This window comes from Streptomyces sp. NPDC048291, from assembly GCF_043201715.1.
Lineage (GTDB): Bacteria > Actinomycetota > Actinomycetes > Streptomycetales > Streptomycetaceae > Streptomyces.
The window spans coordinates 35,446-59,582 of sequence record NZ_JBICZC010000011.1; the positions used below are offsets into that span (position 1 = coordinate 35,446).

General features: G+C 73.4%; 21 protein-coding genes and 2 tRNA genes. 8 read left to right on the forward strand and 15 right to left on the reverse strand.

What is annotated here, in order from left to right; translation table 11 throughout:
* Positions 1–85: 85 nt before the first annotated feature.
* The gene (locus tag ACGF5O_RS28605; protein WP_393812751.1) at positions 86–1,228 is read right to left on the reverse strand and encodes an anhydro-N-acetylmuramic acid kinase; all 1,143 of its coding nucleotides are present in this window, start codon (positions 1,226–1,228) and stop codon (positions 86–88) included.
* Between the two features lie 4 nt (positions 1,229–1,232).
* Positions 1,233–2,525: an MFS transporter gene (locus ACGF5O_RS28610; protein WP_393812752.1), complete on the reverse strand. Its 1,293-nt coding sequence runs from the start codon at positions 2,523–2,525 to the stop codon at positions 1,233–1,235.
* Positions 2,526–2,706: 181 nt separating this feature from the next.
* Here ACGF5O_RS28610 and ACGF5O_RS28615 point away from each other — a divergent pair, with 181 nt between their 5' ends.
* Positions 2,707–5,388 (forward strand): ATP-binding protein, encoded by a 2,682-nt coding sequence (locus ACGF5O_RS28615; RefSeq protein WP_393812753.1) that lies wholly within the window; start codon positions 2,707–2,709, stop codon positions 5,386–5,388.
* A gap of 59 nt (positions 5,389–5,447) precedes the next feature.
* On the opposite strand, the gene ACGF5O_RS28620 is transcribed toward ACGF5O_RS28615, so the two are convergent.
* The 8 genes from ACGF5O_RS28620 to ACGF5O_RS28655 all read right to left on the reverse strand — a co-directional run bounded on the left by ACGF5O_RS28620 (position 5,448) and on the right by ACGF5O_RS28655 (position 12,806).
* Positions 5,448–6,239: an SDR family NAD(P)-dependent oxidoreductase gene (locus tag ACGF5O_RS28620; RefSeq protein WP_393812754.1), complete on the reverse strand. Its 792-nt coding sequence runs from the start codon at positions 6,237–6,239 to the stop codon at positions 5,448–5,450.
* A 49-nt stretch (positions 6,240–6,288) separates the two neighbouring features.
* A complete protein-coding gene (gene pcaD, locus ACGF5O_RS28625; RefSeq protein ID WP_393812755.1) occupies positions 6,289–7,407 on the reverse strand; it encodes a 3-oxoadipate enol-lactonase in 1,119 nt (372 codons plus the stop codon).
* Positions 7,404–8,744 (reverse strand): 3-carboxy-cis,cis-muconate cycloisomerase, encoded by a 1,341-nt coding sequence (gene pcaB, locus ACGF5O_RS28630; RefSeq protein WP_393812756.1) that lies wholly within the window; start codon positions 8,742–8,744, stop codon positions 7,404–7,406. The genes pcaD and pcaB overlap by 4 nt, the downstream gene beginning before the upstream one ends.
* Positions 8,741–9,343, reverse strand: coding sequence for a protocatechuate 3,4-dioxygenase subunit alpha (gene pcaG / locus ACGF5O_RS28635; protein WP_393812757.1), 603 nt, complete (start codon positions 9,341–9,343; stop codon positions 8,741–8,743). The genes pcaB and pcaG overlap by 4 nt, the downstream gene beginning before the upstream one ends.
* 6 nt (positions 9,344–9,349) lie before the next feature.
* Entirely contained in the window at positions 9,350–10,123 is a 774-nt protein-coding gene (pcaH, locus tag ACGF5O_RS28640) for a protocatechuate 3,4-dioxygenase subunit beta (RefSeq protein ID WP_393812758.1), read from the reverse strand.
* Between the two features lie 84 nt (positions 10,124–10,207).
* Positions 10,208–11,410: a thiolase family protein gene (locus tag ACGF5O_RS28645; protein WP_393812759.1), complete on the reverse strand. Its 1,203-nt coding sequence runs from the start codon at positions 11,408–11,410 to the stop codon at positions 10,208–10,210.
* Complete coding sequence (locus ACGF5O_RS28650; RefSeq protein WP_393812760.1) at positions 11,407–12,051, reverse strand: CoA transferase subunit B; 645 nt, start codon at positions 12,049–12,051, stop codon at positions 11,407–11,409. The genes ACGF5O_RS28645 and ACGF5O_RS28650 overlap by 4 nt, the downstream gene beginning before the upstream one ends.
* Positions 12,051–12,806 carry a CoA transferase subunit A gene (locus ACGF5O_RS28655; RefSeq protein ID WP_393812761.1) on the reverse strand — a complete coding sequence of 252 codons (756 nt, stop codon included), beginning with the start codon at positions 12,804–12,806 and terminating at the stop codon, positions 12,051–12,053. Before ACGF5O_RS28655 ends, ACGF5O_RS28650 begins: the two co-directional genes overlap by 1 nt.
* 184 nt (positions 12,807–12,990) lie before the next feature.
* Between ACGF5O_RS28655 and ACGF5O_RS28660 the strand changes: the two genes are divergently transcribed.
* On the forward strand, positions 12,991–13,482 hold the full coding sequence (locus tag ACGF5O_RS28660) for a MarR family winged helix-turn-helix transcriptional regulator (protein WP_393812762.1): 492 nt from the start codon (positions 12,991–12,993) through the stop codon (positions 13,480–13,482).
* On the opposite strand, the gene ACGF5O_RS28665 is transcribed toward ACGF5O_RS28660, so the two are convergent.
* Entirely contained in the window at positions 13,452–14,444 is a 993-nt protein-coding gene (locus ACGF5O_RS28665; RefSeq protein WP_393813112.1) for a DUF3048 domain-containing protein, read from the reverse strand. The two genes, ACGF5O_RS28660 and ACGF5O_RS28665, sit on opposite strands and share 31 nt — an antisense overlap.
* 106 nt (positions 14,445–14,550) lie before the next feature.
* Entirely contained in the window at positions 14,551–15,615 is a 1,065-nt protein-coding gene (locus ACGF5O_RS28670; protein ID WP_393812763.1) for an ATP-dependent DNA ligase, read from the reverse strand.
* A gap of 114 nt (positions 15,616–15,729) precedes the next feature.
* Between ACGF5O_RS28670 and ligD the strand changes: the two genes are divergently transcribed.
* Both ligD and ACGF5O_RS28680 read left to right on the forward strand, forming a co-directional pair.
* A complete protein-coding gene (gene ligD / locus ACGF5O_RS28675) occupies positions 15,730–16,749 on the forward strand; it encodes a non-homologous end-joining DNA ligase (RefSeq protein WP_393812764.1) in 1,020 nt (339 codons plus the stop codon).
* 86 nt (positions 16,750–16,835) lie between these two features.
* Positions 16,836–17,864, forward strand: a complete 1,029-nt coding sequence (locus ACGF5O_RS28680; protein WP_393812765.1) for a LacI family DNA-binding transcriptional regulator — start codon at positions 16,836–16,838, stop codon at positions 17,862–17,864.
* Positions 17,865–17,921: 57 nt separating this feature from the next.
* On the opposite strand, the gene ACGF5O_RS28685 is transcribed toward ACGF5O_RS28680, so the two are convergent.
* Entirely contained in the window at positions 17,922–18,713 is a 792-nt protein-coding gene (locus tag ACGF5O_RS28685; protein ID WP_393813113.1) for a VOC family protein, read from the reverse strand.
* A gap of 259 nt (positions 18,714–18,972) precedes the next feature.
* Between ACGF5O_RS28685 and ACGF5O_RS28690 the strand changes: the two genes are divergently transcribed.
* The 4 genes from ACGF5O_RS28690 (at position 18,973) to ACGF5O_RS28705 (ending at position 20,815) form a co-directional block, all read left to right on the forward strand.
* Positions 18,973–19,227 carry a WhiB family transcriptional regulator gene (locus ACGF5O_RS28690; protein ID WP_393812766.1) on the forward strand — a complete coding sequence of 85 codons (255 nt, stop codon included), beginning with the start codon at positions 18,973–18,975 and terminating at the stop codon, positions 19,225–19,227.
* 65 nt (positions 19,228–19,292) lie between these two features.
* Positions 19,293–19,364: transfer RNA gene (locus ACGF5O_RS28695), tRNA-Glu, on the forward strand.
* An 11-nt stretch (positions 19,365–19,375) separates the two neighbouring features.
* Positions 19,376–19,447 (forward strand) — tRNA-Ala (locus ACGF5O_RS28700).
* A 27-nt stretch (positions 19,448–19,474) separates the two neighbouring features.
* Positions 19,475–20,815 (forward strand): SDR family oxidoreductase, encoded by a 1,341-nt coding sequence (locus ACGF5O_RS28705; protein ID WP_393812767.1) that lies wholly within the window; start codon positions 19,475–19,477, stop codon positions 20,813–20,815.
* Between the two features lie 36 nt (positions 20,816–20,851).
* On the opposite strand, the gene ACGF5O_RS28710 is transcribed toward ACGF5O_RS28705, so the two are convergent.
* Positions 20,852–22,648 carry an AAA family ATPase gene (locus ACGF5O_RS28710; protein ID WP_393812768.1) on the reverse strand — a complete coding sequence of 599 codons (1,797 nt, stop codon included), beginning with the start codon at positions 22,646–22,648 and terminating at the stop codon, positions 20,852–20,854.
* Complete coding sequence (locus tag ACGF5O_RS28715; RefSeq protein ID WP_393812769.1) at positions 22,649–24,052, reverse strand: hypothetical protein; 1,404 nt, start codon at positions 24,050–24,052, stop codon at positions 22,649–22,651.
* Positions 24,053–24,137: the final 85 nt, after the last annotated feature.

A 24,137-nucleotide genomic window follows, 5' to 3' on the forward strand; every position in this document is an offset into this window, starting at 1 on the left:
GCTCAGTGGGCCGGCGGGTGCGCACGGCACGGCTCACTCGGTCGGCGGGCCCGTGCGGCTCGCTCGGTCGGCGGGTGCACGGGGCTCACTCGATCCGCAGCCGTACCGGCGGTTCCGTCGCCGGTGGTGGCAGGCGCAGGCCGTTGCGCCCCGGGGTCAGCGAGCCCAGGACGCTCGGGTGGCGGGCGCCGGTGGCGGTCGGGGCGGTCCCCGCGAGGCCGTGCGCGGTGAGGAAGCCGAGGACCGCGAAGGCGTACGCCTCCTTCGCCGCCGCGGGCAGACCGAGTTCGTCCGAGACCCGCACCGGGATCCCCGGGAGCAGGCCGCGCAGCGTCCGCATCAGCTCCGGGTTGCGGGTGCCGCCGCCCGACGCGACCACCTCCGTCGCCGCCACGCCCCGCACCGCGTCCGCCACCGTCCGGGCGGTCAGGTGGGTGAGGGTCGCCAGCGCGTCCTCGGCGGAGATCCCGGCGGGCGCCCGCCAGTACCCGGCGTGGAACAGCTCCTTGCCGGTCGTCTTCGGCGCGGGCAGCCCGTAGTACGGCTCCGTCAGCAGCTCGTCGAGCAGCGGCCCGTGCGGACGGCCGCGCGCCGCCAGCGCCCCGTCCACGTCGTACGCCAGCCGGCCGCCGGTGAACTCCCGGACCGCCGCGTCCAGCAGCGCGCACCCGGGACCGGTGTCGAAGGCCGTGCCGTCGGGCGCGGTGAGGTTGGCGATCCCGCCGAGGTTCAGCGCCACCGGCGTCCCCGCCCGCCCACGCAGCCACAGCAGGTCGACCAGGCTGACCAGCGGAGCCCCCTGGCCCCCGGCCGCCACGTCCCGCGACCGCAGGTCGGCGACGACCGGCAGCCCCGTCGCCTCCGCGATCCACGCAGGCTGCCCGAGCTGAAGCGTGCCGTGCACCCGGCCGCCGTCCACCCAGTGGTAGACCGTCTGTCCGTGCGAGACCACCAACTCGGCTCGCCCACCGCACAGTTCGCGATTCGTCCGGACCGCCGCCGCCGCGAACGCCTGCCCGATCCGGGTGTCCAGCAGGCACACCCGCGCCAGCGGCACCGCGGCCGGCGGCAGCGCCCCCGCGAGCGCCTCCCGCAGCTCCTCGTCGTACGGCGTGCTCACCATGCCCAGCGGCTTGAGCAGCAGCGTCCCGTCCAGCAGCCGCAGCTCGGCCGCCGCCGCGTCCACCGCGTCGTACGACGTCCCGGACATCAGGCCGATCACCAGCACCGTCTCAACCCGCCTCTCGTCGCGTCCCGGTCCGCGGCGGCCCGAGCAGCGCGAGCACGCTGACCGCGCAGGTCGCCGCCGCGTAGTAGCCGGGAACGTCGAGGTTCCCGGTGCGCCGCACCGCCTCCGTGATGATGAGGCCCGCACAGCCCGAGAACACGGCATTGGACAGGGCGTAGGCGAGTCCGAGGCCCGTGCAGCGGGCCCGCGCCGGGAACATCTCGGCCAGCAGCGCGGGCCCCGGCCCGGCCATCAGCCCCACCACCGCGCCCGCGCCGAACAGGGCCGCGCCCCGCACGGCAGCCGGTGTCCCCGGGTCCTGGAGGAGGTGGAGCAGGGGCAGCGCGAGCAGCACCACGAGCCCGGCGCCCGCCAGCATCACCGGCCGCCGCCCCACCCGGTCGCTGAGCAGCCCCGCCGGCAGGATCGCCGCCGCGAACCCGAGGTTCGCCACCACGGTCGCCAGCAGCGCCTGCCGGAAGCCGGTGTGCAGCGCGGCCTGGAGGTACGACGGCAGCACCACCAGGAAGGTGTACCCGGCCGCCGACCAGCCCATCACCCGGGCGGCGGCCAGCGCGATCGCCCCGACCGGCGCCCGCACGGCGCGCCCGGCGCCCGCGGCCGGCCCCCGGAACTCCGGCGTCTCGTCGAGACCGATCCGCAGCCACAGCGCGAGCGCGCCCAGCGGCAGCGCCAGCAGGAACGGCAACCGCCATCCCCAGGCCTCGAACTGATCGGCCGTCAGGATCGCGGACAGGCCCACCGCCACCCCGGCCCCGCCCAGCAGGCCCAGCGCCACGGTGAACGACTGCCAGGCCCCGTACAGCCCCCGCCGCCCCGGCGGCGCGAACTCGGTCAGCATCGCCACCGCGCCCCCGAACTCCCCGCCCGCCGACAGCCCCTGAACCACCCTCAGGAACGTCAGCAGCCACGGCGCGAGCGCACCGACCTGCGCATACGTCGGCAGCACCCCGATCAGCGCCGTCGCGCCCGTCATCAGCGCCACCACCAGGATCAGCACCGGGCGCCGGCCGAACCGGTCCGCCAGCCGGCCGAACAGGGCCGCGCCCAGCGGACGGAAGAAGAACGCCAGCCCGAACGAGGCGTAGGTGCGCACCAGCCCCTCGGCCGCGGTCCCGCCCGCCGGGGTGAAGAACCGCTCGGCGACGACGGTCGCGACATAGCCGTAGACACCGAACTCGTACCACTCGATGAAATTGCCGACCGAGCCCGCCGCCAGCGCCCGGAGGGGCCGGTTCCGCTCCCGTGCTTCCCGATCTTCGAAAGTCAGCCTCATGTCCCTGCCCGTTGACGGTCCGTTCGCTGCACAGCGGCAGGTCGGGGGCGTCCCGCGTCGCCCGGCCGCACCCGCCGTCACCCGTCACGGCAACAGCTGTCCCGACCCGCCTCCGGACAGCCAACAGGACGGCTACGCTCGTGGTCTGTACGTCGTTCGGGCGACTTGGGGAGGTAGCAGGATGACGGAGGAGCAGCCCCCGGGAGGCGCCTCGGCCCGCCTCTGGGAGCGCGAGGAGGACATCGCCGCCGTCACCGAGGCACTCGACGTCCTGTGCGCCGACCGTTCCACCGCCGGGCACCTGCTGGTGATCCGCGGCGAGGCCGGGCTCGGCAAGACCGCGCTGCTGGCCGAGACCCGCCGCATCGCCGAACGCCGCGGCTGTACCGTCTGGTCCACCCGCGGCGTGGAGACCCTGCGCAGCGTCCCCTTCCACGTGGTGCGCCAGCTGCTCCAGCCGGCCCTGGTCTCCCTGCTGCCCGAGGAGGCCAGGGAGTACCTCGGCGACTGGTACGAGATCGCCGGCCCCGCCCTCGGCATCACCGACCCCGGGGACCGCCAGGCCGACCCGCAGGGCGTCTGCGACGGCCTGGTCGCCGCCGTCCGCCGGCTCGCCAAACGCGACTGGCCGCTGGTCCTGCTGGTCGACGACGCGCACTGGGCCGACCAGGAGACCCTGGCCTGGCTCGCCGCCTTCGTGGAACGCCTCGACGACCTGTCCGTCCTGGTCCTGGTCGCCCGCCGCCCAGGCGAGGTCAGCGGCGACAGTGCCCGCCACCTCGACGCCGTGGCCGCCGCGGCCGGCCGTCCCGTCCGCACCGTCAGCGCGCTCACCCCGGACGCCACCGCCGGCCTCACCCGCGCCACCCTCGGCGAGCACGCCGACGCCCCGTTCTGCCGCGAGGTCTGGGCCGTCACCGGCGGCAACCCCTACGAGACCGTCGAACTCCTCGCCAAGGTCCAGGACAGCGAGGTCGAACCCGTCGAGGCCCGGGCCGGCGAACTGCGCGCCCTGAACCGGTCGGCCAGGGGCGGCGGACTCGTCACCCGCCTGGAGGGCCTCGGCGTCGACGCCACCCGGTTCGCCTGGGCCGCCGCGATCCTCGGCACCGGCATCACCGTCGATCTCGTCGCCCAGCTCGCCAGCATGGCCGTGGACGACGCCGAGCGCTGCGCCGAACTGCTGCGCACCGCCCGTATCGTCACCGCGCCCGACCCGGCCGGCTCCCGGACCCACACCGGTGACCTGGAGTTCGTCCACCCGCTGATCGCCACCGCCGTCTACAACTCCATCCCGGCCGCGATGTGCACCGCGATGCACGGCATCGCCGCCCAGATCGTCCTGGACGACGGCCGCGGCATCGCCGAGGCCTCCCGCCACCTGCTGAAGGTGCACCCGGACGACGACGAGGAACTCGTCGAACAGCTGCGGGACGCGGCCAAGGAACACCTCGCCGTCGGCGCCCCGGACGCGGCGCGCCGCTGCCTCGAACGCGCCCTGCGCGAACCGCCCCTCCCCGAGGTCCACGCGCGTGTGCTCTACGAACTGGGCTGCGCGACCCTGCTCACCAACCCCGCCGTCACCATCGGCCATCTGCAGAGCGCCCTCGGCATGCCCGGCCTCTCCGGTCCCGAACGCGTCGACGCCGTCTTCCGGCTCTCCCAGGCACTCCTCCACAACGACCAGCTGGAGGAGGCCGTCCGCGCGGTCGAGGCGGAGGCCGCCCGGCACGAGGAAGGACCCGCCAAACTCCGGCTCCAGGCCGTCCAGTTCATGTGGGAGGGCATCGCGGGCGAGGCCGTCTCCGCGCGCCGCTCCGAACGGCTCGCCGAGCTCGCCGCCACCTGCACCGGCCGCGACAACTCCGAGCGCGCCCTGCTGATGCTGCGCGGCTTCGACCTGCTCATCCAGGGCGAGAGCGCCGAGGAGGTCGTCGAGCTGTGCGACCGCGCCCTCGTCAACGGCCGGCTCGCGCCCGGCCTCGGCTGGACCGACTCCGAGTGGGGCATCGAACTCCTGCTGATGCTCGCCAACTCCTACGTCTACACCGACCGCCTCGACCGCGCGGAGAGCCTGTACAACGAGGCCCTGCGCGCCTACGAGTCGTCCGGCTGGAGCGGCGGCCACCTCGCCCTCGCCCATGCCTACGTCGGCCTCGGCCACCGCAGGCGCGGCCGGCTCCGGGACGCGGAGACCTCGCTGCGGGAGTCCCTGCGGATCGCCGAGCGGGTCGGCCGCCGGCTGCCCCTGTACTGGACCGCCACCTGCAACCTCGTCGACACCCTGCTCGCCCGCGGCCATGTCCAGCAGGCCTGGGAGACCGCCGAACAGTACGGCTTCGCACCGCCGTACCCCTCCACCATCGTCATGCCGGACCCGCGGTCGGTGCGCGGCCGGCTGCTGCTCGCCGTCGGCCGCACGGAGGAGGCGGTGAACGAACTGGAGGCGGCGGAGAAGGCGGCCACCGCGCGCGGCCACTTCAACCCCGTGGTCGTGCCCTGGACGCTCGACCTCGCCCGCGCGCTCGCGGGCGAGGACCCGGTACGGGCGGCCCAGCTCGCCGCCGACGCGCGACGGCAGGCCGAGCGGTTCGGCACGGACACGGCGATCGGCGAGGCGCTGCGGTGCGCTGCCGCGCTGGAGACCGGGCAGCGGCAGGTGCGGCTCGCCTCGCAGGCGGTTGCCTACCTGGAGGCGTCGCCCTGCCAGTACGAGCATGCGGCGGCTCGGGTGGAGTACGGGATCGCAGCGCGGTCGGTGGCCGAGCTCAACAGGGGGCTCGCGTTGGCTCGGTCCTGTGGGGCGGACGGGTTGGTTGCCCAGGCGCGGGAGGTTTTGGATACGGGGCGGGGGTTGCGTTGACGGGTGCGGGTGTGTGGGGGCTGGTCGCGCAGGTCCCCGCGCCCCTAAAAGATGGGCTGCTACAGCGCGAGGAGTTGGTCAGTCACCGCTGACAGGCGTTTCTGCACTTCTCGGTCGTAGGTCGCTTCATGGGCTCTGGCCGGGCGCGTGCCGTCGAAGTAGCGCCCCGTGCCCAGGTCCTGTGTCGCCAGGGCCAGGACGCCCGGGGCGCCGTCCGCCACCGTGCTCCAGGGGGCTACCCCGCCCTCCCGCACCATCGCGGTGTCCATGAAGGTCGCGGGGTGCAGGACGTTCACCGCCACGTCCGTGTCGGCCAGCTCCTCCGCGAGAGCGAACGTGTGGGCCGCCAGGGCGAACTTGGCGCGGCAGTAGGCCGCGAAGCCCTGGTAGCCGCGGGTGAATTCGGGGTCGCCGAAGTCGAGGGGTTCCTGGCCGGCCGAGCCCACGTTGACGATCCGGGCCGGGGAGCCCGCGCGCAACACCGGCAGCAGGGCGCGGGTCAGGGCCACCGGGGCCAGGTAGTTGACGGCCAGGCGCAACTCGTGGCCGTCCGTGCTCAGTTCGCGGCCCGAGCCGGGCGTGCCGGCGCCGACGCCCGCGTTGTTGATCAGTACGTCCAGGTCGGGACGGGCGTCGGCGACCCGTGCGCCCAGTTCGCGGACCTGCGCCAGCGAGGCCAGGTCCGCGACGAACGCCTCGGCGTCGCCCTCGGTGCGCAGCTCCTCGACCAGTCGCTCGGTACGGCCGGGGTCGCGGCCGTGCGCGAGGACGACGTGTCCCGAGCGGACCAGTTCGAAGGCGACGTACCGGCCGAGCCCGGAGGTGGCACCCGTGATCAGAATGGTCGACATGCCTCCACCGTAGGCACAGCGCCCCCTGCTGTGCCTGTCCCCGGCAGGGTCACCCTTCCTCTTCCGCCAGTACCTGTTGTGCCGTCGCGAACGCCGAGTTGGCCGCCGGGACCCCGCAGTACACCGCCGTCTGCAGCAGCACCGCGCCGATCTCCTCCGGCGTCAGCCCGTTGCGCCGTGCGGCCCGCACATGCATGGCCAGCTCGGCGTAGTGGCCGTGGGCGACCAGCGCGGTGAGGGTGATCATGCTGCGTTCGCGCCGGGAGAGCGTGGGGTCGGTCCAGACCTCGCCCCACGCGTAGCGCGAGATGAAGTCCTGGAAACGGGCCGTGAACGGGGTCTGCCGGGCCTGGGCGCCGTCGACGTGCGCGTCGCCGAGCACCTCGCGCCGTACCGCCATCCCACGCCTGGCGCCCCCGCCGAGGTGGGAGCGGAGCGCGGTCACGACGGCCTCCGGGCACTGCGCGGGAGCCAGATGACCGGCGCCCGGAAGCTCCACCAGCGTGGACGCGGCGACCGCGTCCGCGATCTCCCGCAGATGCGGCGGCGGGGTCGCCGCGTCCTGACGGCCGGCGATCAGCAGGGTGCGGACGGCGATCTCACCGAGCCGGTCCCGCAGGTCGAAGGCGGCCAGCGCGTCGCAGCAGGCGGCGTACGCCTCCGGGTCGGCCGTCCGCTGGTCCTCGACCAGCCGCGGCACGGTGAACCCGGGGGTGAACCAGCGGGAGCCGGCGTTCTCCGCCAGCCACTCCACGCCCTCCCTGCGCACCCGCCCGGCCCGCTCCTCCCACGGCCCGGACCCGCCGAAGTGGGCCGAGGAGCAGATCACCGCCAGGTTCTCCAGGCGGTCCGGGTGGTGGACGGCCAGGTGGAGCCCGACGGCACCGCCCAGCGACACCCCCGCGTACGCGAACCGTTCGATGCCGAGCGAGTCGGCCAGCGCGAGCACCAGGCCGGCGAGGTCACCGACGGTCGCCCCCGGCTTGATCAGGCCGGGCGCCGAACCGCCGTGGCCCGGCAGGTTCCAGCGCACCACCCGGTGCGCGGTCGACAGTTCGGGTGCCACGGCGTCCCACAGGGCGTACGAGGTACCGAGCGACGGCCCGAGGAGCAGCGGGGGAGCCGAAGCGGGGCCCTCGACACGGTGGTTGAGGAGGTTCTCGGTCAACGTCGCTCCAGAGCACGGTCGGTGAGCACACCGGCGGATCCGGTGTAGCGGGCGGGGTCGGTCAGGTCGTCGAGGTCGAGGTCCTTCAGGTCGGGCTCCCCGGCGAGGAGTTCACGCAGTGTCCGGTGCTCGGTGTGGGTACGGCGGGCCAGTTCGGTGAGCAGCTCCTTGGCGCGGGCCCGGCCCAGCACGGGGGCGAGTTCGGCGGCGAGCCGCTCCGAGACGATCAGCCCGTCGGTGCGGTCGAGGTTCCGGCGCATCGCCTCCGGGTGCGCCCGCAGCCCCTGCGCCAGCTCCGCCGCGTCCCGCGCCGCGCCTGCGACGGTCCGCAGCAGATCCCGCACCGGCTCCCACTCGGCGTGCCAGGCGCCGGCCGGCCGCTCGTCCTCCGCGGCCATCGAGCCGTACAGGACGGCCGCGAGCTGCGGGGCCCGCCGGGCGGTCGCCGCGATCAGCGTGGCGCGCACGGGGTTGGCCTTGTGCGGCATCGCCGAGGAGCCGCCCCCGCTGCCCTCGGAGACCTCGCCGATCTCGGTACGGGACAGGACCAGCACGTCCGCGGCGATCTTCCCCAGCGCCCCGGCCGTGAAGGCGAGGCAGCCGGCGAGGTCGGCGATCGGAGTGCGCAGGGTGTGCCAGGGCAACAGCGGCGCGGCTAGGGCGAGTTCACGGGCGTACGCGGCCGGAAGCTCTTCGGGGTGTTCCGCTCCGTACGCTCCGAGGGCGGCCAGTGTGCCTGCCGCGCCACCGAGTTGGGCGGGCAGCGACTCCCGGACCGGGGTCACGCGGTCCCGGGCGTCGAGGACCAGCGAGCGCCAGCCGGCCGCCTTCAGCCCGAACGTGGTCGGTACCGCGTGCTGGGTGAGGGTGCGGCCCGGCATCGGCGTGTCGCGGTGCTCGGCGGCGAGCAGGGCCAGGGCCTGCGCGGTGCGGCCGAGGTCGGCGAGCACGAGGTCCAGGGCGCGGGCGGCGACCAGCATCGTCGCCGTGTCCATGATGTCCTGGCTGGTCGCACCCCGGTGCACGAACGGCCCGTACTCCGTGCCGACCGCCTTCGTCAGATCGGCGACCAGCGGGATGACCGGGTTGCCGCCGCCGCGGGCGCGCTCCGCGAGGGCGCCGACGTCATAGCGGGCGGGGTCGGCCGCCTCGGTCACGGCCGCCGCGGCCCCGGCCGGGGCGGTCCCCAGGGCGACCTGGGCGCGGGTGAGGGCCGCCTCCGCGTCGAGCAGCGCCCGCAGAAAGGCGCCGTCGCTCGTCACGGCCGCGGCGGCGGAACCGGACCACCCGGGACCGAGCAGCCCGGCGTCACCGCCGCCGTACTTAGCTGAACTCACTGGAACTCCAGGAAGACCGTCTCGCCCTCGCCCTGAAGGCGGATGTCGAAACGGTAGGTCCCCCGGCCCTCGTCCGTGGCGATCAGCGTGTCGCGTCGCTCGCCCACCCGGGTGAGCAGCGGGTCGGCGGCGAGCGCGGCGTCGTCGCCCGGCAGGTAGATCCGGGTGAACAGGTGCACCAGCAGCCCGCGCGCGAACACGCACACGCTGAGGTAGGGTGCGCTGCCGCCGCGGGCGCCGGGCCGCAGCGTCCGCGCGTACCAGTGGCCGTCGGTGTCCGTCTGGATCCGGCCCCAGCCGGTGAACTCCACGCCGTTGCGGCCGAGGTAGTCACCGGTGGCCGGGTCGCGGCGGATCGAGCCGTCGGTCGTGGACACGTTCCCGTCCGGGTCGGCTCCCCACAGTTCCACCAGCGCGTCGGGCAGCGGGTTGCCCTCGCCGTCGAAGACGTACCCGTGGACCGTGACCGTGTCCGGGTGCCCGAGGGGCGCGATGTCCTCACCGCCGCGGAACGGCAGCGCGTAGCCGTAGAACGGGCCGACCGTGTGCGACGGGGTGGGCAGCACGTGCTCCGGGCTGCTCGTGTCGATCTTCGTCATGGCGGGTCAGCGTCCTTCTTCGATCCAGGTGGCGGTCGGGCCGTCCAGCACGATGTCCCAGTGGTAGCCCATCGAGAACTCCGGCACGGACAGGCTGTGGTCGTAGGTCGCGACCAGGCGCCGGCGGGCCGAGTCGTCCGTCACCGACTGGATGATCGGGTCGTACGGGAACAGCGGGTCGCTCGGGAAGTACATCTGCGTCACCAGCCGCTGCGTGAACGCCGAGCCGAACATCGAGAAGTGGATGTGGGCCGGGCGCCACGCGTTGAGGTGGTTGCGCCAGGGGTAGGGGCCCGGCTGGATCGTGGTGAAGTGGTAGCCGCCGTCGGCGTCGGTGATCGTACGGCCGACCCCCGTGAAGTTCGGGTCCAGCGGGGCGTCGTGCTGCTCCCGCTGGTGCGCGTAGCGGCCCGCCGAGTTGGCCTGCCAGATCTCGATCAGCTGGCCCCGGACCGGCCGGCCGTCCCGGTCGAGGAGCCGCCCGGAGACGGTGATCCGCTCGCCGACGGGCTCACCGCTGTGCTGCCGGGTCAGGTCATTGTCTATCCCGGTGATGTCCCGCTCCCCGAACGCGGGCGAGTGCAGCTCCACCAGCTCCGGGTCCTGGGCGGTGTCGATGGCCACCAGCGGCTGCTTCGGATGCCGCAGCACGGAGGACCGGTAGGGGGCGTAGTCCCGGCGGGGGTGGTGCTCGACGGGGGCGCCTTCGGCCACCCCCTTCTCGTACGCGGCGCGCTCGGCGGCGATCTCGACGTCGATATCGGCTTGGGTGAGTGTCATAAGAAGTCCTCGGTGAAGCGCCCTGCTTCTAGGGGCGCGGGGAACTGCGCAACCAGCCACAACGCACCCGCAGGTGCCCACGACCTAACGTTCAAGAACCAGCGCGAGCCCTTGCCCGACGCCGATGCACAGGGTGGCGACGCCGACCCCGGAGCCGCGCCGGGCGAGTTGGTGCGCGACCGTACCGGCGAGTCGCGCCCCCGACGCACCGAGCGGATGCCCCAACGCGATCGCCCCACCCTGCGGATTGAGAACCGCCGGATCGAACTCGGGCCACTCGGCGACGCATCCGAGCACCTGCGCCGCGAACGCCTCGTTGAGTTCGAGGACGTCGAGGTCGTCGAAGGTCCTGCCCGCCCTGGCCAGCGCGCGGTTGACGGCCTCCACGGGCGCCAGCCCGAAGTAGTCGGGGTCCAGCGCGTGGACCCCGGTCGCGGAGACCCGGGCCAGCGGCTCCCGCCCGAGCGACCGCAGCCCCTCCTCGTCGGTCAGCAGCAACGCCGCCGCACCGTCGTTCAGCGGCGACGCGTTCGCCGCGGTCACCGTGCCCCCCTCCGTGCGGAAGGACGGCTTGAGCTTGGCAATGGCGGCGAGGGAGGCATCGGGCCGTACGCATTCGTCCGCGTCGAACACGACCGGCTCACCCTTGCGCCGCGGAATCGACACCGGCGCCGACTCGGCCTCGAACAGCCCCTGTTCCTGCGCGGCTGCGGCCTTCCGGTGCGAGGCCAGGGCGAACTCGTCCTGCTGCTCACGGCTGATCTTGTGCTTGTCGGCGATACGCTCCGCCGACTCGCCCAGCGGGATGGTCCACTGCGGCGGCATCTTCGGGTTGACCATCCGCCAGCCCAGCGTCGTCGAGTACAGCTCGGCGTGTCCGGCGGGGAACGGCCGGTCGCTCTTGGGCAGCACGTACGGCGCCCGGGTCATCGACTCGACGCCGCCGGCCACGGCGATCGAGGCGTCCCCGACCGCGATGGCGCGGGCGGCCTGGATCACCGCTTCCAGCCCGGAGGCGCACAGCCGGTTGACGGTGACGCCCGGCACGGACGTCGGCAGGCCGGCCAGGAGGGCGGCCATCCGGCCGACGTTGCGGTTCTCCTCGCCCGCGCCGTTGGCGTTGCCGAAGTAGACGTCCTCGATCCGGGCCGGGTCCAGGGCCGGGGTGCGGGCCAGGAGCTCGCGGATCGCGTGGGCGGCCAGGTCGTCCGGACGTACACCGGCGAGCCCGCCGTTGTAGCGGCCGATCGGAGTGCGGACCGCGTCGACGATGTACACCGTGTTCACAGCAGACCCTCCGGGACAGTGAGCTTCGCGTCGGTCTTGGCGATGATCTCCTCCACGCCGACCCCGGGGGCGGTTTCGACGAGGACGAGTCCGTCGCCGGTCACGTCGAGCACGCCGAGGTCGGTGATGATCCGGTCCACGCACGCCTTCCCGGTCAGCGGCAGCGCGCACTCGGTCAGGATCTTCGCCGAGCCGTCCTTCGCGGTGTGCGTCATCACCACGATCACCCTGCGGGCGCCGTGCACGAGGTCCATCGCCCCGCCGATCCCGGTCACCAGCTTCCCCGGGACCGCCCAGTTCGCCAGGTCCCCGCCCGCGGAGACCTGCATCGCGCCCAGCACGGCGACATCGATGTGCCCGCCGCGGATCATCGAGAACGACAGCGCCGAGTCGAAGAAGGAGGCCCCGGGCAGGACCGTCACCGTCTCCTTCCCGGCGTTGATCAGGTCCGCGTCCACGGCGTCCTCGGTCGGGTAGGGGCCGGTCCCCAGGATGCCGTTCTCCGACTCCAGGACCACCTCCACCCCCGCGGGCAGGTGGTTCGGGATCAGCGTCGGCAGCCCGATCCCGAGGTTCACGTACTGCCCGTCCTCCAGCTCGCGCGCCGCCCGCGCGGCCATCTCCTGGCGCGTCCAGGCCATCAGCTGCTCACCGTCCGCTGCTCGATCCTCTTGTCCGCCGCCTGCTCGGGGGTGAGGGCCACCACCCGCTGCACGAAGATCCCCGGCAGATGCACCGCGTCCGGATCGATCTCCCCGGGCTCCACCAGCTCCTCCACCTCGGCGACCGTGACCTTCCCGGCCATCGCCGCGAGCGGGTTGAAGTTACGGGTGGACTTGTTGAAGACCAGGTTCCCGTGCCGGTCGCCCTTGGCCGCCCGCACCAGCGCGAAGTCGGTACGGATACCCCGCTCCAGCACGTACTCGGTGCCGTCGAACTCCCGCACCTCCTTCGCAGGCGATGCCAGCGCCACCCCGCCCGAGCCGTCGTAACGCCACGGCAGCCCGCCGTCGGCGACCTGCGTGCCCACCCCCGCCGGGGTGTAGAACGCGGGGATCCCCGCACCGCCGGCCCGCAACCGCTCCGCCAACGTCCCCTGCGGGATCAGCTCCAGCTCCAGCTCACCCGACAGGTACTGGCGCGCGAACTCCTTGTTGCCCCCGATGTAGGAACCGGTCACCCGGGTGATCCGTCCGGCGGCGAGCAGGACGGCAAGACCCGTCTCCATCGCCCCGCAGTTGTTCGAGACCACGCTCAGGCCGCTCACACCCCGCTCGTACAGCGCCTCGATCAGCACGTTCGGCACACCGCTCAGACCGAACCCGCCCACCGCCAGCGACGCGCCCTCCGGCACATCGGCCACCGCCTCCGCGGCCGTGGCGACCACCTTGTCCATTCGTGCAGCCTCATCTCTCAGCGAATTAATCAGGGCACTGAGTATTTCAGCGAGATAGCTGCCACGCTGCCACCGGCGTCGTCACCCGTCAAGACCTGGTGTGATGGCAGACGGGTGTAGAGACAGCTTCCGTGTCTGTCGGTATCGTTCAGTGCACCAACGAATTCGGACCAGGGGAGTGCATATGGCCGCGGTGGACCTCACCACCCACCCCGGGCACCTGGCCCGGCGGCTCCAGCAGGCCCACTACCTGCTGTGGAACACGATGGTCTCGGAGGAGATCACCTCGCCGCAGTTCGCCGTGCTGAACGCGCTCGTCGCCGAGCCGGGCCTGGACCAGCGGACCGTGGGGGAGCGGGTGGGCCTGGACCGGTCGACCATCGCCGAGGTGATCAGCCGGCTGGGCCGGCGCGGGCTCCTCGACAAGGTGCGCGACCCGCAGGACGGCCGCCGCTTCCTGCTGCGCCTCACCGACGACGGCCTGCGCACCCACCGCAAGCTCGGCGTGCGCACCGCCCGGATGAACCAGGTCTTCCTTGCCCCGCTCTCGGCCGCCGAGCAGACCCTGTTCTTCGACCTGATCCGCCGGGTCTCGGACGCGGCGGAGGACCTGCGCAACCCGGCCGAGCCGCCCGCGCCGCAGGGTCAGGCCTTCGCGAACACCACCCACACCTGACCGTCGGCGAGGTTCACCGGGCCGCCGTCCGTGCCCGTGAACGTCGTCCCCGCGGTGGCCTCCGGGCGCGACCAGGTGGCCTCGAACGCTCGCCCGTCCCGCAGCACCTCCGCCTTGCCCGACCCCACCGTCTCGGTGAACGGCGTGTTGTTGCCGAGTACGTCGTGGTACGCCGACGCCCGGACCCGCACGTGCTGCACCACGACCGTCGCCGGTGCCAGCCGGTCGCCGGCCGTCGTCCTCGCCGGGGTGCCGTCCATCGACACCAGCCAGCGGCTCCGGTCGCCGGACCAGGTGAAGGTGAAGCGGGCCGCCGGGTACCGCACGGTGCGGGAGGCGGTGGCCGTGCCGCCGGCCGGCGCCGGGCCGTAGCGGAAGCCGGTGGTGAGCGCCGCCCTGCCCGGGGCCCCGTCCGGCATCACCTCGGCCGGGCGGAGGTACAGGTTGTGCGGGGCCGGCCGGCCGCCGCCCCGGTAGTAGGCGCCGGACGCCTCCGCGGGCGACTCCGGCCGCAGGGGTGCCCGGCCGATCAGCGGGAGCAGTTTCCGCTGGGCGCCGGAGAAGGCGAGCGTCGGCCGGTCGAACTGGCGCAGCAGCTCCAGGTCGGACTCACGGGCGCTGCGGACCGGGCCGACGACCTCGGGGAGCCGGGTGGCGTACACCGCCATCAGCCGGCTGAGCCCGCCCTCCACCTGCTCCGCGTACACCACGTCCGCCGACTCCAGCCCGGTCTGGGGGCGGGCCCCGGCCACGTTGTCGATCTTCACGGCCAGCACGGATCCGGTGGCCTGCCGCCCGCTCGGGGCCGGGGTGCCCTCGCTCGGCGTCGGGGTGGCCCGTGGTGTGCGGCCGTCGTCCGTCGTGCCGTGTTGGGTGCAGCCCGCCGTGAGGGAAGCCGTCGCCGCGACCGCCGCCAGTGCCGCCGTCAGTACGGTCCGGCGCGTCGGCGCCTCGTGTCGCATGTCCACCGCGGCCCCCCGGTTCGGCCCACCCCGTTCACGCTCTTGCTTGATTGTGTGCTCAACAAGTCATCGGGAGCCATACCCGGTCGAACCAGATCGGGGACGGTCAGGACCCCAGGATCTCCGTGAGGTCGTAGCGCACCGGCTCCTCCAGCTGGGCGTAGGTGCAGCTCTCCGGCGCGCGGTCCGGGCGCCAGCGGCGGAACCGGGCCGTGTGCCGGAAGCGGGCCCCGTTCTCCATGTGGTCGTACGCCACCTCGGCCACCCGCTCCGGCCGCACCGGCACCCAGGACAGGTCCTTCTTTCCCGACCAGCGGCTCGGCGCGCCGGGCAGCCGGGCCGACTCGTGCGCGGCCTCCTCCGCCCAGGCCGCCCACGGGTGCCCGGAGACGTCGTCCATGCGCAGCGGCTCCAGCTCCTCGACCAGCTCGGCCCGCCGCTTCATCGGGAACGCGGCCGACACGCCCACGTGCTGGAGGGCGCCCCGGTCGTCGTACAGGCCCAGCAGCAGTGAGCCCACCACGGGGCCGCTCTTGTGGAAGCGGTAGCCGGCCACCACGACGTCGGCCGTCCGCTCGTGCTTGACCTTGAACATGGCCCGCTCGTCCTGGCGGTAGAGCAGGGTGAGCGGCTTGGCGATGACCCCGTCGAGACCGGCCCCCTCGTACTGCTCGAACCACTGCCGGGCCACCTCGACATCGGTCGTGGCCGGCGCCAGGTGCACCGGCGGGGTCACGTCGGCCAGGGCTCGGACGAGCAGGGCGCGCCGGTCGGTCAGCGGGACGTCGAGGAGCGACTCGTCGTGCAGCGCCAGCAGGTCGAAGGCGACGAAGGAGGCGGGGGTCCGCTCCGCCAGCGTGCGCACCCTGGAGTCCGCCGGATGGATCCGCTCGGTCAGCGCGTCGAAGTCCAGCCGGCCCTCCCGCGCGATCACGATCTCCCCGTCCAGCACGCACCGCTCGGGCACCCGCTCCCGCAGCGCCGCCACCAGCTCGGGGAAGTACCTGGTCAACGGCTTCCCGGTACGGCTGCCGAGCTCCACCTCGGCGCCGTCCCGGAACACGATCGCCCGGAAGCCGTCCCACTTCGCCTCGTACTGCATGTCCGGCGGGATCGCCGCCACCGACTTGGCGAGCATCGGCTTCACGGGTGGCATCACCGGCAGATCCATGCTCCGACTGTACGAGGGGTCCCCGGCCGCCGCTCGTCACACGGCCCGCCCGCCCCCTACGCGGGCCCGGCAGGCCGATATGCGGGGTGGGGGTGGTGCGCCTACCGTGGCGGCATGGCGAAAGCGGTGGAACTGGAGGTGGCCGGCCGGACCGTACGGCTGTCCAGCCCCGACAAGGTCTTCTTCCCGGAGCGCGGTTTCACCAAGCTGGACGTCGCCCGCTACTACGCGGCCGTGGCCCCCGGCATCCTGCGCGCCCTGCGCGACCGGCCCACCACCCTCCAGCGCTACCCGGACGGCGTCGAGGGCGAGTGGTTCTACCAGAAGCGCGCCCCCAAGGGCATGCCCGACTGGATCCCCGCCGCCCACATCACCTTCCCCAGCGGCCGTACCGCCGACGAGATGTGCCCCACCGAGGAGGCCGCCGTGGTGTGGGCCGCGCAGTACGGCACGCTCACCTTCCACCCCTGGCCGGTGCGGCGCGCCGACGTCGACAGCCCCGACGAACTCCGGATCGACCTCGACCCGCAGCCCGGCACCGACTTCGCCGACGCGGTCCGCGCCGCCCACGAACTGCGCGCCGTCCTCGACGAGTTCGGCGGACTGCGCGGCTGGCCCAAGACCTCCGGCGGCCGGGGCCTGCACGTCTTCGTGCCCATCGAGCCCCGCTGGACCTTCACCCAGGTCCGGCGCGCCGCCATCGCCGTGGGCCGCGAGCTGGAACGCCGGATGCCGGACCGGGTGACCATCAAGTGGTGGAAGGAGGAGCGCGGCGAGCGTATTTTCCTCGACTACAACCAGACCGCCCGCGACCGCACCATCGCCTCCGCCTACTCCCTGCGGCCCCGCCCGAACGCCCCCGTCTCGGCGCCGCTGCGCTGGGAGGAGGTCGACGACGTGCGGCCCGCGGACTTCGACCTGGCCACGATGCCGGCCCGGTTCGCCGAACTCGGCGACGTACACGCCGACATGGACGACCACGCCTACTCCCTCGACGCCCTCCTGGAGCTCGCCCGCCGCGACGAGGAGGAGCACGGCCTCGGCGACCTGCCCTATCCGCCGGAGTACCCGAAGATGCCGGGCGAGCCCAAACGCGTCCAGCCGAGCCGGGCCCGGCCCGAACAGCCCTCCTGACGGCGGGAGTCGGGGAGGCCGTTCGGCGGCGGTCGGCGGGCAGTGCCCGGGACTATGCTGATCGCCAGCCGACGAGGAGGGCAGAGGTGTCCGAGGCAGTGTCACGCCCCACGCTGGAGGCCGTGGCCGCGCGGGCCGGGGTCTCCCGGGCCACCGTGTCACGGGTCGTCAACGGCGGGGACGGCGTGCGCGAGCCCCTCGTCCAGCGGGTCCGGCGGGCGGTCGAGGAACTCGGCTACGTCCCCAACCAGGCGGCCCGCAGCCTCGTCACCCGACGGCACGACGCCGTCGCCGTCGTCATCGCCGAACCCGAGACCCGGATCTTCACCGACCCCTTCTTCGCCCTCCAACTGCGCGGCATCAGCAAGGAACTGACCGCCCACGACAGCCAGCTCGTCCTGCTGCTCACCGAGGGACGGGACGACCACGCGCGGGTGGCCCGCTATCTCGCCGGCGGCCATGTCGACGGCGCGCTGGTCTTCTCCCTCCACCTCGACGACCCGCTGCCGGGTCTGATCGAGGGTGCCGGCGTCCCCACCGTGTTCGGCGGCCGGCCCGGCTGGAGCGACGGCACGGACAGCGCCGTGTACGTCGACTGCGACAACCGGGGCGGTGCCGAGGACGCGGTACGCCATCTCGTCGGCCTCGGCCGGACCCGGATCGCGCACATCACCGGACCGCTGGACCAGACCTCGGCGGCCGACCGCCTCCAGGGGTACCGGGACGTCATGGGGGAGAGCGATCCCCGGCTGGTCGTCGCCAGCGACTTCACCCCCTCGGGCGGCGAGCGCGCCATGGGCGAACTCCTCGACCGCTGCCCGGACGTGGACGCCGTGTTCGCCGCCAACGACCTCACCGCCCTCGGCGCCCTGCGCGTGCTGCGCGAGCGGGGCCGCCGGGTGCCCGAGGACGTCGCCGTGATCGGCTTCGACGACGTGCTGCCCGTCGCCGAACAGACCGAGCCGCCGCTGACGACGGTCCGTCAGGACATCGAGGAGATGGGCCGGTTGATGGCCCGCCTGCTGCTGTCCACGCTGACCCGCGACACGTCCGCGACCGGCGCGCCGTCCAGCATCGTCCTGCCCACGACGCTGGTACGGCGCGCGACCGCGTGACGGGACCCGGCGCTCGCCTCGGTTCGCCTGCTCAGTTTCCCTGCTCGGTTCCCCTGCTCAGTTTCCCTGCGGTTCGCCCTTGATCACCGCGAAGCGGGCGCCGTAGGGGTCGGCCAGCTTGGCCATCCGGCCCACCCCCTCCAGCGTGGTCGCCGGCATCCGCACCCGGCCGCCCGTCTGCTGGGCCTTCTCGACCACCGCGTCCGGGTCCTCGACCTCGAAGTACGGCAGCCAGTACGCGCCGGCCTGCGCCTCGGCCGGGTCCTCGGCCAGCGGCACCATCCCGCCGAACACCGACGCGTCGTCGCCGCCCGCCGGGTTGACGCAGGTGTAGGTGCCGCCGGGGAAGGGCACGCCGGAGGTCTCCAGACCCAGCACCTTGTGGTAATAGGCCGCGGCGGCCGCGATGTCCGGGGTGTACAGCTCGACCCAGCACAGCGAACCCGGATCGCCCGCCACGTCCACGCCCTTGGTGAGTGCCGGCTGCCAGATGCCGAAGGGGACGCCCGCCTGGTCGGTGAGGAGCGCCAGATGGCCCTGGCCCATCACGTCCATCGGCTGGGCGAGGACGCTGCCGTGCGCCTGCTCGGCCGCCTTCGCGGTGGCCTGCGCGTCCTCGCTCCGGAAGTACACCGTCCAGGACGGCGGACCCTGCTCCGGGCTGGTCTGCATACCTCCGGCGACGGTCCGGCCGTCCAGCTGGAAGAAGCCGTAACCGCCGGCGTCGGGCCCCGCCGACCGGAACTGCCAGCCGAAGAGACCACTGTAGAAGGTTACGGCGCCGTCGATCTCGGGTGTGCCGAGGTCGATCCAGTTGGGAGCGCCGTTGACGAAACGGGTGGTGAGCATCATCGCCCTCCTCGGAAGGGTCCTGTTCTCTGCTGCGCCGAGTCTTCCACCGCCCACTGACAATCGCTGCCCGACCACGCCCACCGCCGGCCGGTTACCGAGGGTCACCCGACGCAATCGCCGAGTTCTGGATCCGTTCCGCGCGCCGCCGTGCGCGGGCGTGGCGCGCGGGAGCATGATCGAGGCTGCGGTGCTCTGTCGCCGGGGCGTTGAGCGGGCGTTGATCGAACGTTTTTCGCCGCCCGGCACGATTCTGGCCATGCACTTCGACACCATCACCCCGCCCCGCACGCCCGTCCCGGCCTGGCAGGCGCAGGCGTTGTGCGCGCAGACCGGGGCGGACTTCTTCTTTCCCGAGCCCGGCAGCTCGGTACGCGAGGCCAAGCGCATCTGCGGCATGTGCGAGATGCGTTCGGCCTGCCTGGAGTACGCGCTCGACAACGACGAACGCTTCGGCGTCTGGGGCGGCATGTCCGAGAAGGAGCGCCTGGAACTGCGCCGCGGCTCCCGCTGACCCCGCGCCCGCCGGGAAATGCGGTACGACCGTGCGCCCGGCCCGGCTACGATCCCGGGACGCGGCCGGACGTAGCGCAGAGGCAGGCGCACCGCCTTCTCAGGGCGGACACGCCGGTTCGAATCCGGTCGTCCGGGCCGCGTGACGAGGTCCTGTAGAGCAGAGGCAGGCTCACCGTCATGGCATGACGGGTACGCCGGTTCGAATCCGGCCGGGACCACGCTACGGCGGACACGGGGCGGGGCGGATGAGCGAGGCGATCACCGAAGCGATCACCGAGGCCGAACTGACGGCTTTCCACGAGGTCGTGGGGAAGCTGCGGGCGCTGCCCGTCGACGACCCGGTGCGGCTGCGGGCCGAGCAGGTCGCCGCCTCCTTCGCCCGCGACGGACGGCTGCGCCGCCGCAGGACGCGTGACGCCGAGACGTCGACGGCCGACGCCGCCGCGATGGCCGCGACCGCGACCGGTGCCCTGGACCGCCGCGAGGACGCGCCGCTGGCCGTGCCCGGCGCCGGGGGCGTCTTCCGCAGGCCGCGCACCTGCTATGTCTGCAAGTCGCCCTATCGGCAGGTCGACACCTTCTACCACCGGCTCTGCCCCGCCTGCGCCGCCGACAACACCGCACGCCGTGCCCTGAGCACCGACCTCGACGGCCGCCGGGTGCTGCTCACCGGCGGCAGGGTGAAGATCGGCTTCCAGCTGGCGCTGATGATGCTGCGCGACGGCGCCGAGCTCGTCGTCACCTCCCGCTTCCCGCAGGACACCGTGCGCCGCTTCGAGGCCGCCCCCGGCAGCGCGAAGTGGCTGGACCGGCTCACCGTCCTCGCCGTCGACCTGCGCGACCCGCGCCAGGTGCTCGGCCTCTGCGAGGAGCTGCGGCGGGAGGGCGAACCGCTGGACATCCTCGTCAACAACGCGGCCCAGACCGTGCGCAGGCCGCCCGAGTCGTACGCGCTGCTGGCCGCCGACGAGCCCGACGCGCTGCCCCCGGGCGTCCGGCAGGCCCCCGGATTCACCCCGATGCGCAGACTGGCGGGCTCGGCCGCCGCGCTGCCCGTCGCGCTGCGGGAGGCCGACGAGGCCGGGCTGCTGCCCGACGCGTCGCCCGAGAACTCCTGGTCGGCCCGGCTCGGTGCGCTCGACCCGGCCGAGGTCCTGGAGACGCAGCTCGTCAACGCCCTGGCCCCGGCCCTGCTCTGCGACCGGCTGCTGCCGCTGCTGCTGGCCTCGCCCCGGCCGCGCCGGTACGTGGTCAACGTGACCGCCGTCGAGGGCCGGTTCGCCGTCCGCAACAAGACGGCGGGCCATCCGCACACCAACATGGCCAAGGCCGCCCTGAACATGCTCACCCGCACCAGCGCCGCCGAACTCGCGGAGCGGGGCGTCCACATGTGCGCCGTCGACACCGGCTGGATCACCGACGAGAACCCGGCCCCGAAGAAGGCCCGGATGGCCGGGGCCGGCTTTCGCACCCCCCTCGACATCGTCGACGGCGCGGCCCGCGTCTACGACCCGATCGTGCGCGGCGAGGCCGGGGACCCGGTGTCCGGCGTGTTCCTGAAGGACTACCGGGAGGCGGAGTGGTGAGCGGGGAGCCGCCTTCCGCCGGCGGCGGCCCGGCCGTCAGCTCCGCCGCAGCTGCGTGAACACCTCCGTCCAGTACCGCTGGTGCCGCTCCGACGCCCCCACCAGGTAGGTCGCGCGCAGCTTGGCCGGGAGCAGCGCCACCAGGCGCCCCACCACCGCCCGGTGCCGCTTCAGCTGGGACAGCTCCGCGTTGGCGAGGATCTGGTGCACCACGTCGCTGTCGTCACCGCCCTCGCCGGAGTGCGCGGCGGCCCCGCGCAGCCGGGCCTCCCAGGCGTCGACGTCCCGGGCCAGCTCGCGCAGGCCGGTGACCGGGCGGCCCTTGAAGCGGTCGACCAGGGCCGTCAGGGGCACCGGCGCGTACTCGCCGTCGCCGAGGTAGACCGTGGCCATCTCCAGCGGCAGTCCCTTGCGGTGCAGCTTGACCAGCCGCTCCAGGGTCCGCTTGGTGATCCAGGCCCGGCCCTCGTCGTCGATGTCGTGCTTCCACCACTCCAGGACCGTCTCGGCGTCCTGCCCGTACCGCGCGAGCAGCCACTCGTTGGCCGGGATGTCCTCGGGTTCGACCAGGAGCGACGCCGTGAAACGGGTCGCCTGGGCGATGTTGTTCCGCGACACCAGCAGCTTGCGGCCCAGGTGGTACGGCGGGTTCTGCACGGCTATCTGGGCCCGCAGGTTCTCGATCCGGCGTCCCGCCAGCGACCACTCCTGGGTGATCTCCATGAGCTTGGCGAACGCGGCCCGGTCCTTGGGCCGGTTGTACTCGTCCCACACGATCGCCTTGGGCTCGGGGCCCGTGAACGGCACGGCGAGGAGGTTGTCGAGGGTGCCGTCCGGGGAGGGCACCGGCGCGCACAGGTCCTCGACGTTCGTCACCGGCAGCGAGAAGTACAGGGGGTCCCGGCCGAGCCCGTCGCGCAGCGTCTCCCGGACCAGCTCCGTCTTGCCGCAGCCCGGCGGCCCCTGGAGCAGCACCGTCCAGCGGTTGCGCAGCGCCGCCCGCACCACCTGCCGCACCGGGTCCGCGACCGTCGCCGGGTTGGCGACGCCGAGGCTCGCGGCGATCCGGTCCAGGATCTCGGCCGTACGGTTCTGCCCCGGCCGTCCGTCCGGGCCCGGCTCGGCCAGCCGCAGCCGCTCGCCGTCGACCAGCGGCAGGCCCCAGCGCAGCGGGAAGCCCTCGCGCGCGTTGGCCAGCACATGGTCCAGGGTGCGCGGGGAGAGCAGCTCGCGCAGGGCGGGGGAGAGGGACGCCCACAGGGAGAAGACCGGACGCAGGTCCCAGGGGCGGTACCTCGCCGCGAGATGCCGGCGCCACGAGGTGTCGTTCGCCGTGATCCGCATCGTCACCATGCGGTCCAGCAGCGCCAGGTCACCACGGCGTGCCGAGGTCTCCGACAGCGACTCGTTGTCGGTGAGGAACACGCCCACGCAGCCCAGGGCCCGCAGGTCGTGCTCGCCCAGCGACCAGTTGCAGGCGACCTGCATGAGCTGCGACTGGATCGTGTCGCCCGCCTGCAGCGAGTCGTCGATGAGCAGCACGAACGGCCGGCCCGGCCGGAGCCCGCTCATCACCAGCTGGCGCAGCACCAGTTCGCCCGTGCGCGGGTCCCTGACCGGGGCGTTGACCAGCAGGTCGTCCGGGGTCAGGTTCGCCGCCGGCACGTACACCAGCGTGGTGTCCGGGTACGCGCGGGCGAGATGCGAGAAGAACGTCGCCGTCTTGCCGATGCCGTGCTCGCCGAAGACCTGCCCGGTCTGCCGCAGGTCGATCATCGCGTCGATGAACGACTCCAGCCGGGACGTCGTCGTCTGCTCTGTCTCCGTGGTCATCTATCCGGATCCCGTGGTGACGCGATGGCAGTCCATCGCGGGTGTGTGCGTCTCCGGCCAGTCGCTGCCGCCCTCGGTGATCAGCCAGATCCATTTCGCCGGCTCGGCCGGGGTGATCGGCGGCGCGTGGCCGTCGGTGAGGACGACGACCGCGTCCGGGTTCACCTCGCAGCGCCGGCCCGCCAGCTCGGTACGCCCCTCGACGTAGTCGGCGACCGCCTGGAAGCTGGTGCCGCCTCCGCCGTACACCTTCTCGCCGGGCCGGAACGGCATCACCACGGCGTCGAAGGACAGCCAGTGCGCCGCCACCCCGTCGATCCGGCCGACGAGCCGGGTGAGCCAGTCGACGACCCGGTGTGGCATCGAGCCCGAGGTGTCGTAGGCGATGACGAGCACCTTCTCGCGCACCGGGCCGCGCCGGGCGAGCATCGGGTCCTGGCCGAGGGCCGCGAGCAGGGCGCCGCGCTTCTTCGGGTACACCAGCCGCTCGCCGTCGCGGAGCCGGGAGCCCAGTACGTCGACCAGCCAGCGCTGCCACCAGTCGACGGTCCGGGTCCGGGTGGTCTCGCCGCGCAGCACGCCCGCGCCCAGCTTGCCCCAGAGTCTCGCGGCCCGCGCCGAACCGTCCTCGGTACGGCTCATGAGATCGAGCAGCTCGCCCTCCGCGCCCGCGTGGCCGCGCCGGGCCGCCAGCAGGGAGTTGAGCAGCGCCGACGACGCCACCTGGTCCACGGTCGCCTGGTCGGCGGGGACCAGGCCGGCCACCAGGTGCGGGCAGAGCGGCGGCGGTACCGGCGGATCGCACATGCGCTTCAGCTCGCCGTAGATCCGCAGGTCGGTCTCGGTGAACCCCTCGTAGGAGAGCGGCTCCAGGCCGTGGGCCGTCAGGTCGTCCCGGTAGGCGTCGTACACCGTGCGGGGGTCGACGCCCGTCGGCCTGCCGTCCAGCTCCGGCAGCTCCGTGCGGCCGAGGCGGACCAGGGCCACGTGGTTGACGGCGACCTCGGCGGCGAGCGTGAACAGCGGGTCCTCGCGCAGCTCGGGATCGGCCAGGAGATGACGGTGCACCAGGTGCCGGGCCTCGTGGAACAGCACGAACTTGACGCCGTCCAGGCCCAGTCCGACGAAAAAGTCCGGGTTGTAGAGCAGCAGACAGGTGCCGTCGCCGGAGGCGACCACGGCCGCCGTGTCCACCGCCGTGGTCGGGATCTGGTGCGGGCACTTCGAGTACAGCCACGAGGCCACCGCCGACTCCGTCAGCCCGAAGTCCAGCAGCGCGGCCTCCTTGAGCCGCCGTGCCTCGGCCACGACCTCCGGATCCGCCGGACGGTGGGCCGCGAGTGCCCGGCGGTCGGCCAGGTCGACCACGAGAGGGCGTGGCCGCCCCCGCTCTCCGTACGTCATGTGCCGTCCCCCGCCGTGCGGTTCCCCCGGTGCTTCATTGGTACCAGCCGGCACTGACATCGGGCCAAGGCATTACGATCTGCCG

What these genes read in the sequence shown, in the direction of transcription:
- ACGF5O_RS28610 (WP_393812752.1), bottom strand. Translation starts at nt 2,525, where the DNA reads ATGAGGCTGACTTTCGAAGATCGGGAAGCACGGGAGCGGAACCGGCCC.
- ACGF5O_RS28615 (WP_393812753.1), top strand. Translation starts at nt 2,707, where the DNA reads ATGACGGAGGAGCAGCCCCCGGGAGGCGCCTCGGCCCGCCTCTGGGAG.
- ACGF5O_RS28620 (WP_393812754.1), bottom strand. Translation starts at nt 6,239, where the DNA reads ATGTCGACCATTCTGATCACGGGTGCCACCTCCGGGCTCGGCCGGTAC.
- pcaG (WP_393812757.1), bottom strand. Translation starts at nt 9,343, where the DNA reads ATGACGAAGATCGACACGAGCAGCCCGGAGCACGTGCTGCCCACCCCG.
- pcaH (WP_393812758.1), bottom strand. Translation starts at nt 10,123, where the DNA reads ATGACACTCACCCAAGCCGATATCGACGTCGAGATCGCCGCCGAGCGC.
- ACGF5O_RS28650 (WP_393812760.1), bottom strand. Translation starts at nt 12,051, where the DNA reads ATGGCCTGGACGCGCCAGGAGATGGCCGCGCGGGCGGCGCGCGAGCTG.
- ACGF5O_RS28655 (WP_393812761.1), bottom strand. Translation starts at nt 12,806, where the DNA reads ATGGACAAGGTGGTCGCCACGGCCGCGGAGGCGGTGGCCGATGTGCCG.
- ACGF5O_RS28660 (WP_393812762.1), top strand. Translation starts at nt 12,991, where the DNA reads ATGGCCGCGGTGGACCTCACCACCCACCCCGGGCACCTGGCCCGGCGG.
- ACGF5O_RS28665 (WP_393813112.1), bottom strand. Translation starts at nt 14,444, where the DNA reads ATGCGACACGAGGCGCCGACGCGCCGGACCGTACTGACGGCGGCACTG.
- ACGF5O_RS28670 (WP_393812763.1), bottom strand. Translation starts at nt 15,615, where the DNA reads ATGGATCTGCCGGTGATGCCACCCGTGAAGCCGATGCTCGCCAAGTCG.
- ligD (WP_393812764.1), top strand. Translation starts at nt 15,730, where the DNA reads ATGGCGAAAGCGGTGGAACTGGAGGTGGCCGGCCGGACCGTACGGCTG.
- ACGF5O_RS28685 (WP_393813113.1), bottom strand. Translation starts at nt 18,713, where the DNA reads ATGCTCACCACCCGTTTCGTCAACGGCGCTCCCAACTGGATCGACCTC.
- ACGF5O_RS28690 (WP_393812766.1), top strand. Translation starts at nt 18,973, where the DNA reads ATGCACTTCGACACCATCACCCCGCCCCGCACGCCCGTCCCGGCCTGG.
- ACGF5O_RS28705 (WP_393812767.1), top strand. Translation starts at nt 19,475, where the DNA reads ATGAGCGAGGCGATCACCGAAGCGATCACCGAGGCCGAACTGACGGCT.
- ACGF5O_RS28710 (WP_393812768.1), bottom strand. Translation starts at nt 22,648, where the DNA reads ATGACCACGGAGACAGAGCAGACGACGACGTCCCGGCTGGAGTCGTTC.
- ACGF5O_RS28715 (WP_393812769.1), bottom strand. Translation starts at nt 24,052, where the DNA reads ATGACGTACGGAGAGCGGGGGCGGCCACGCCCTCTCGTGGTCGACCTG.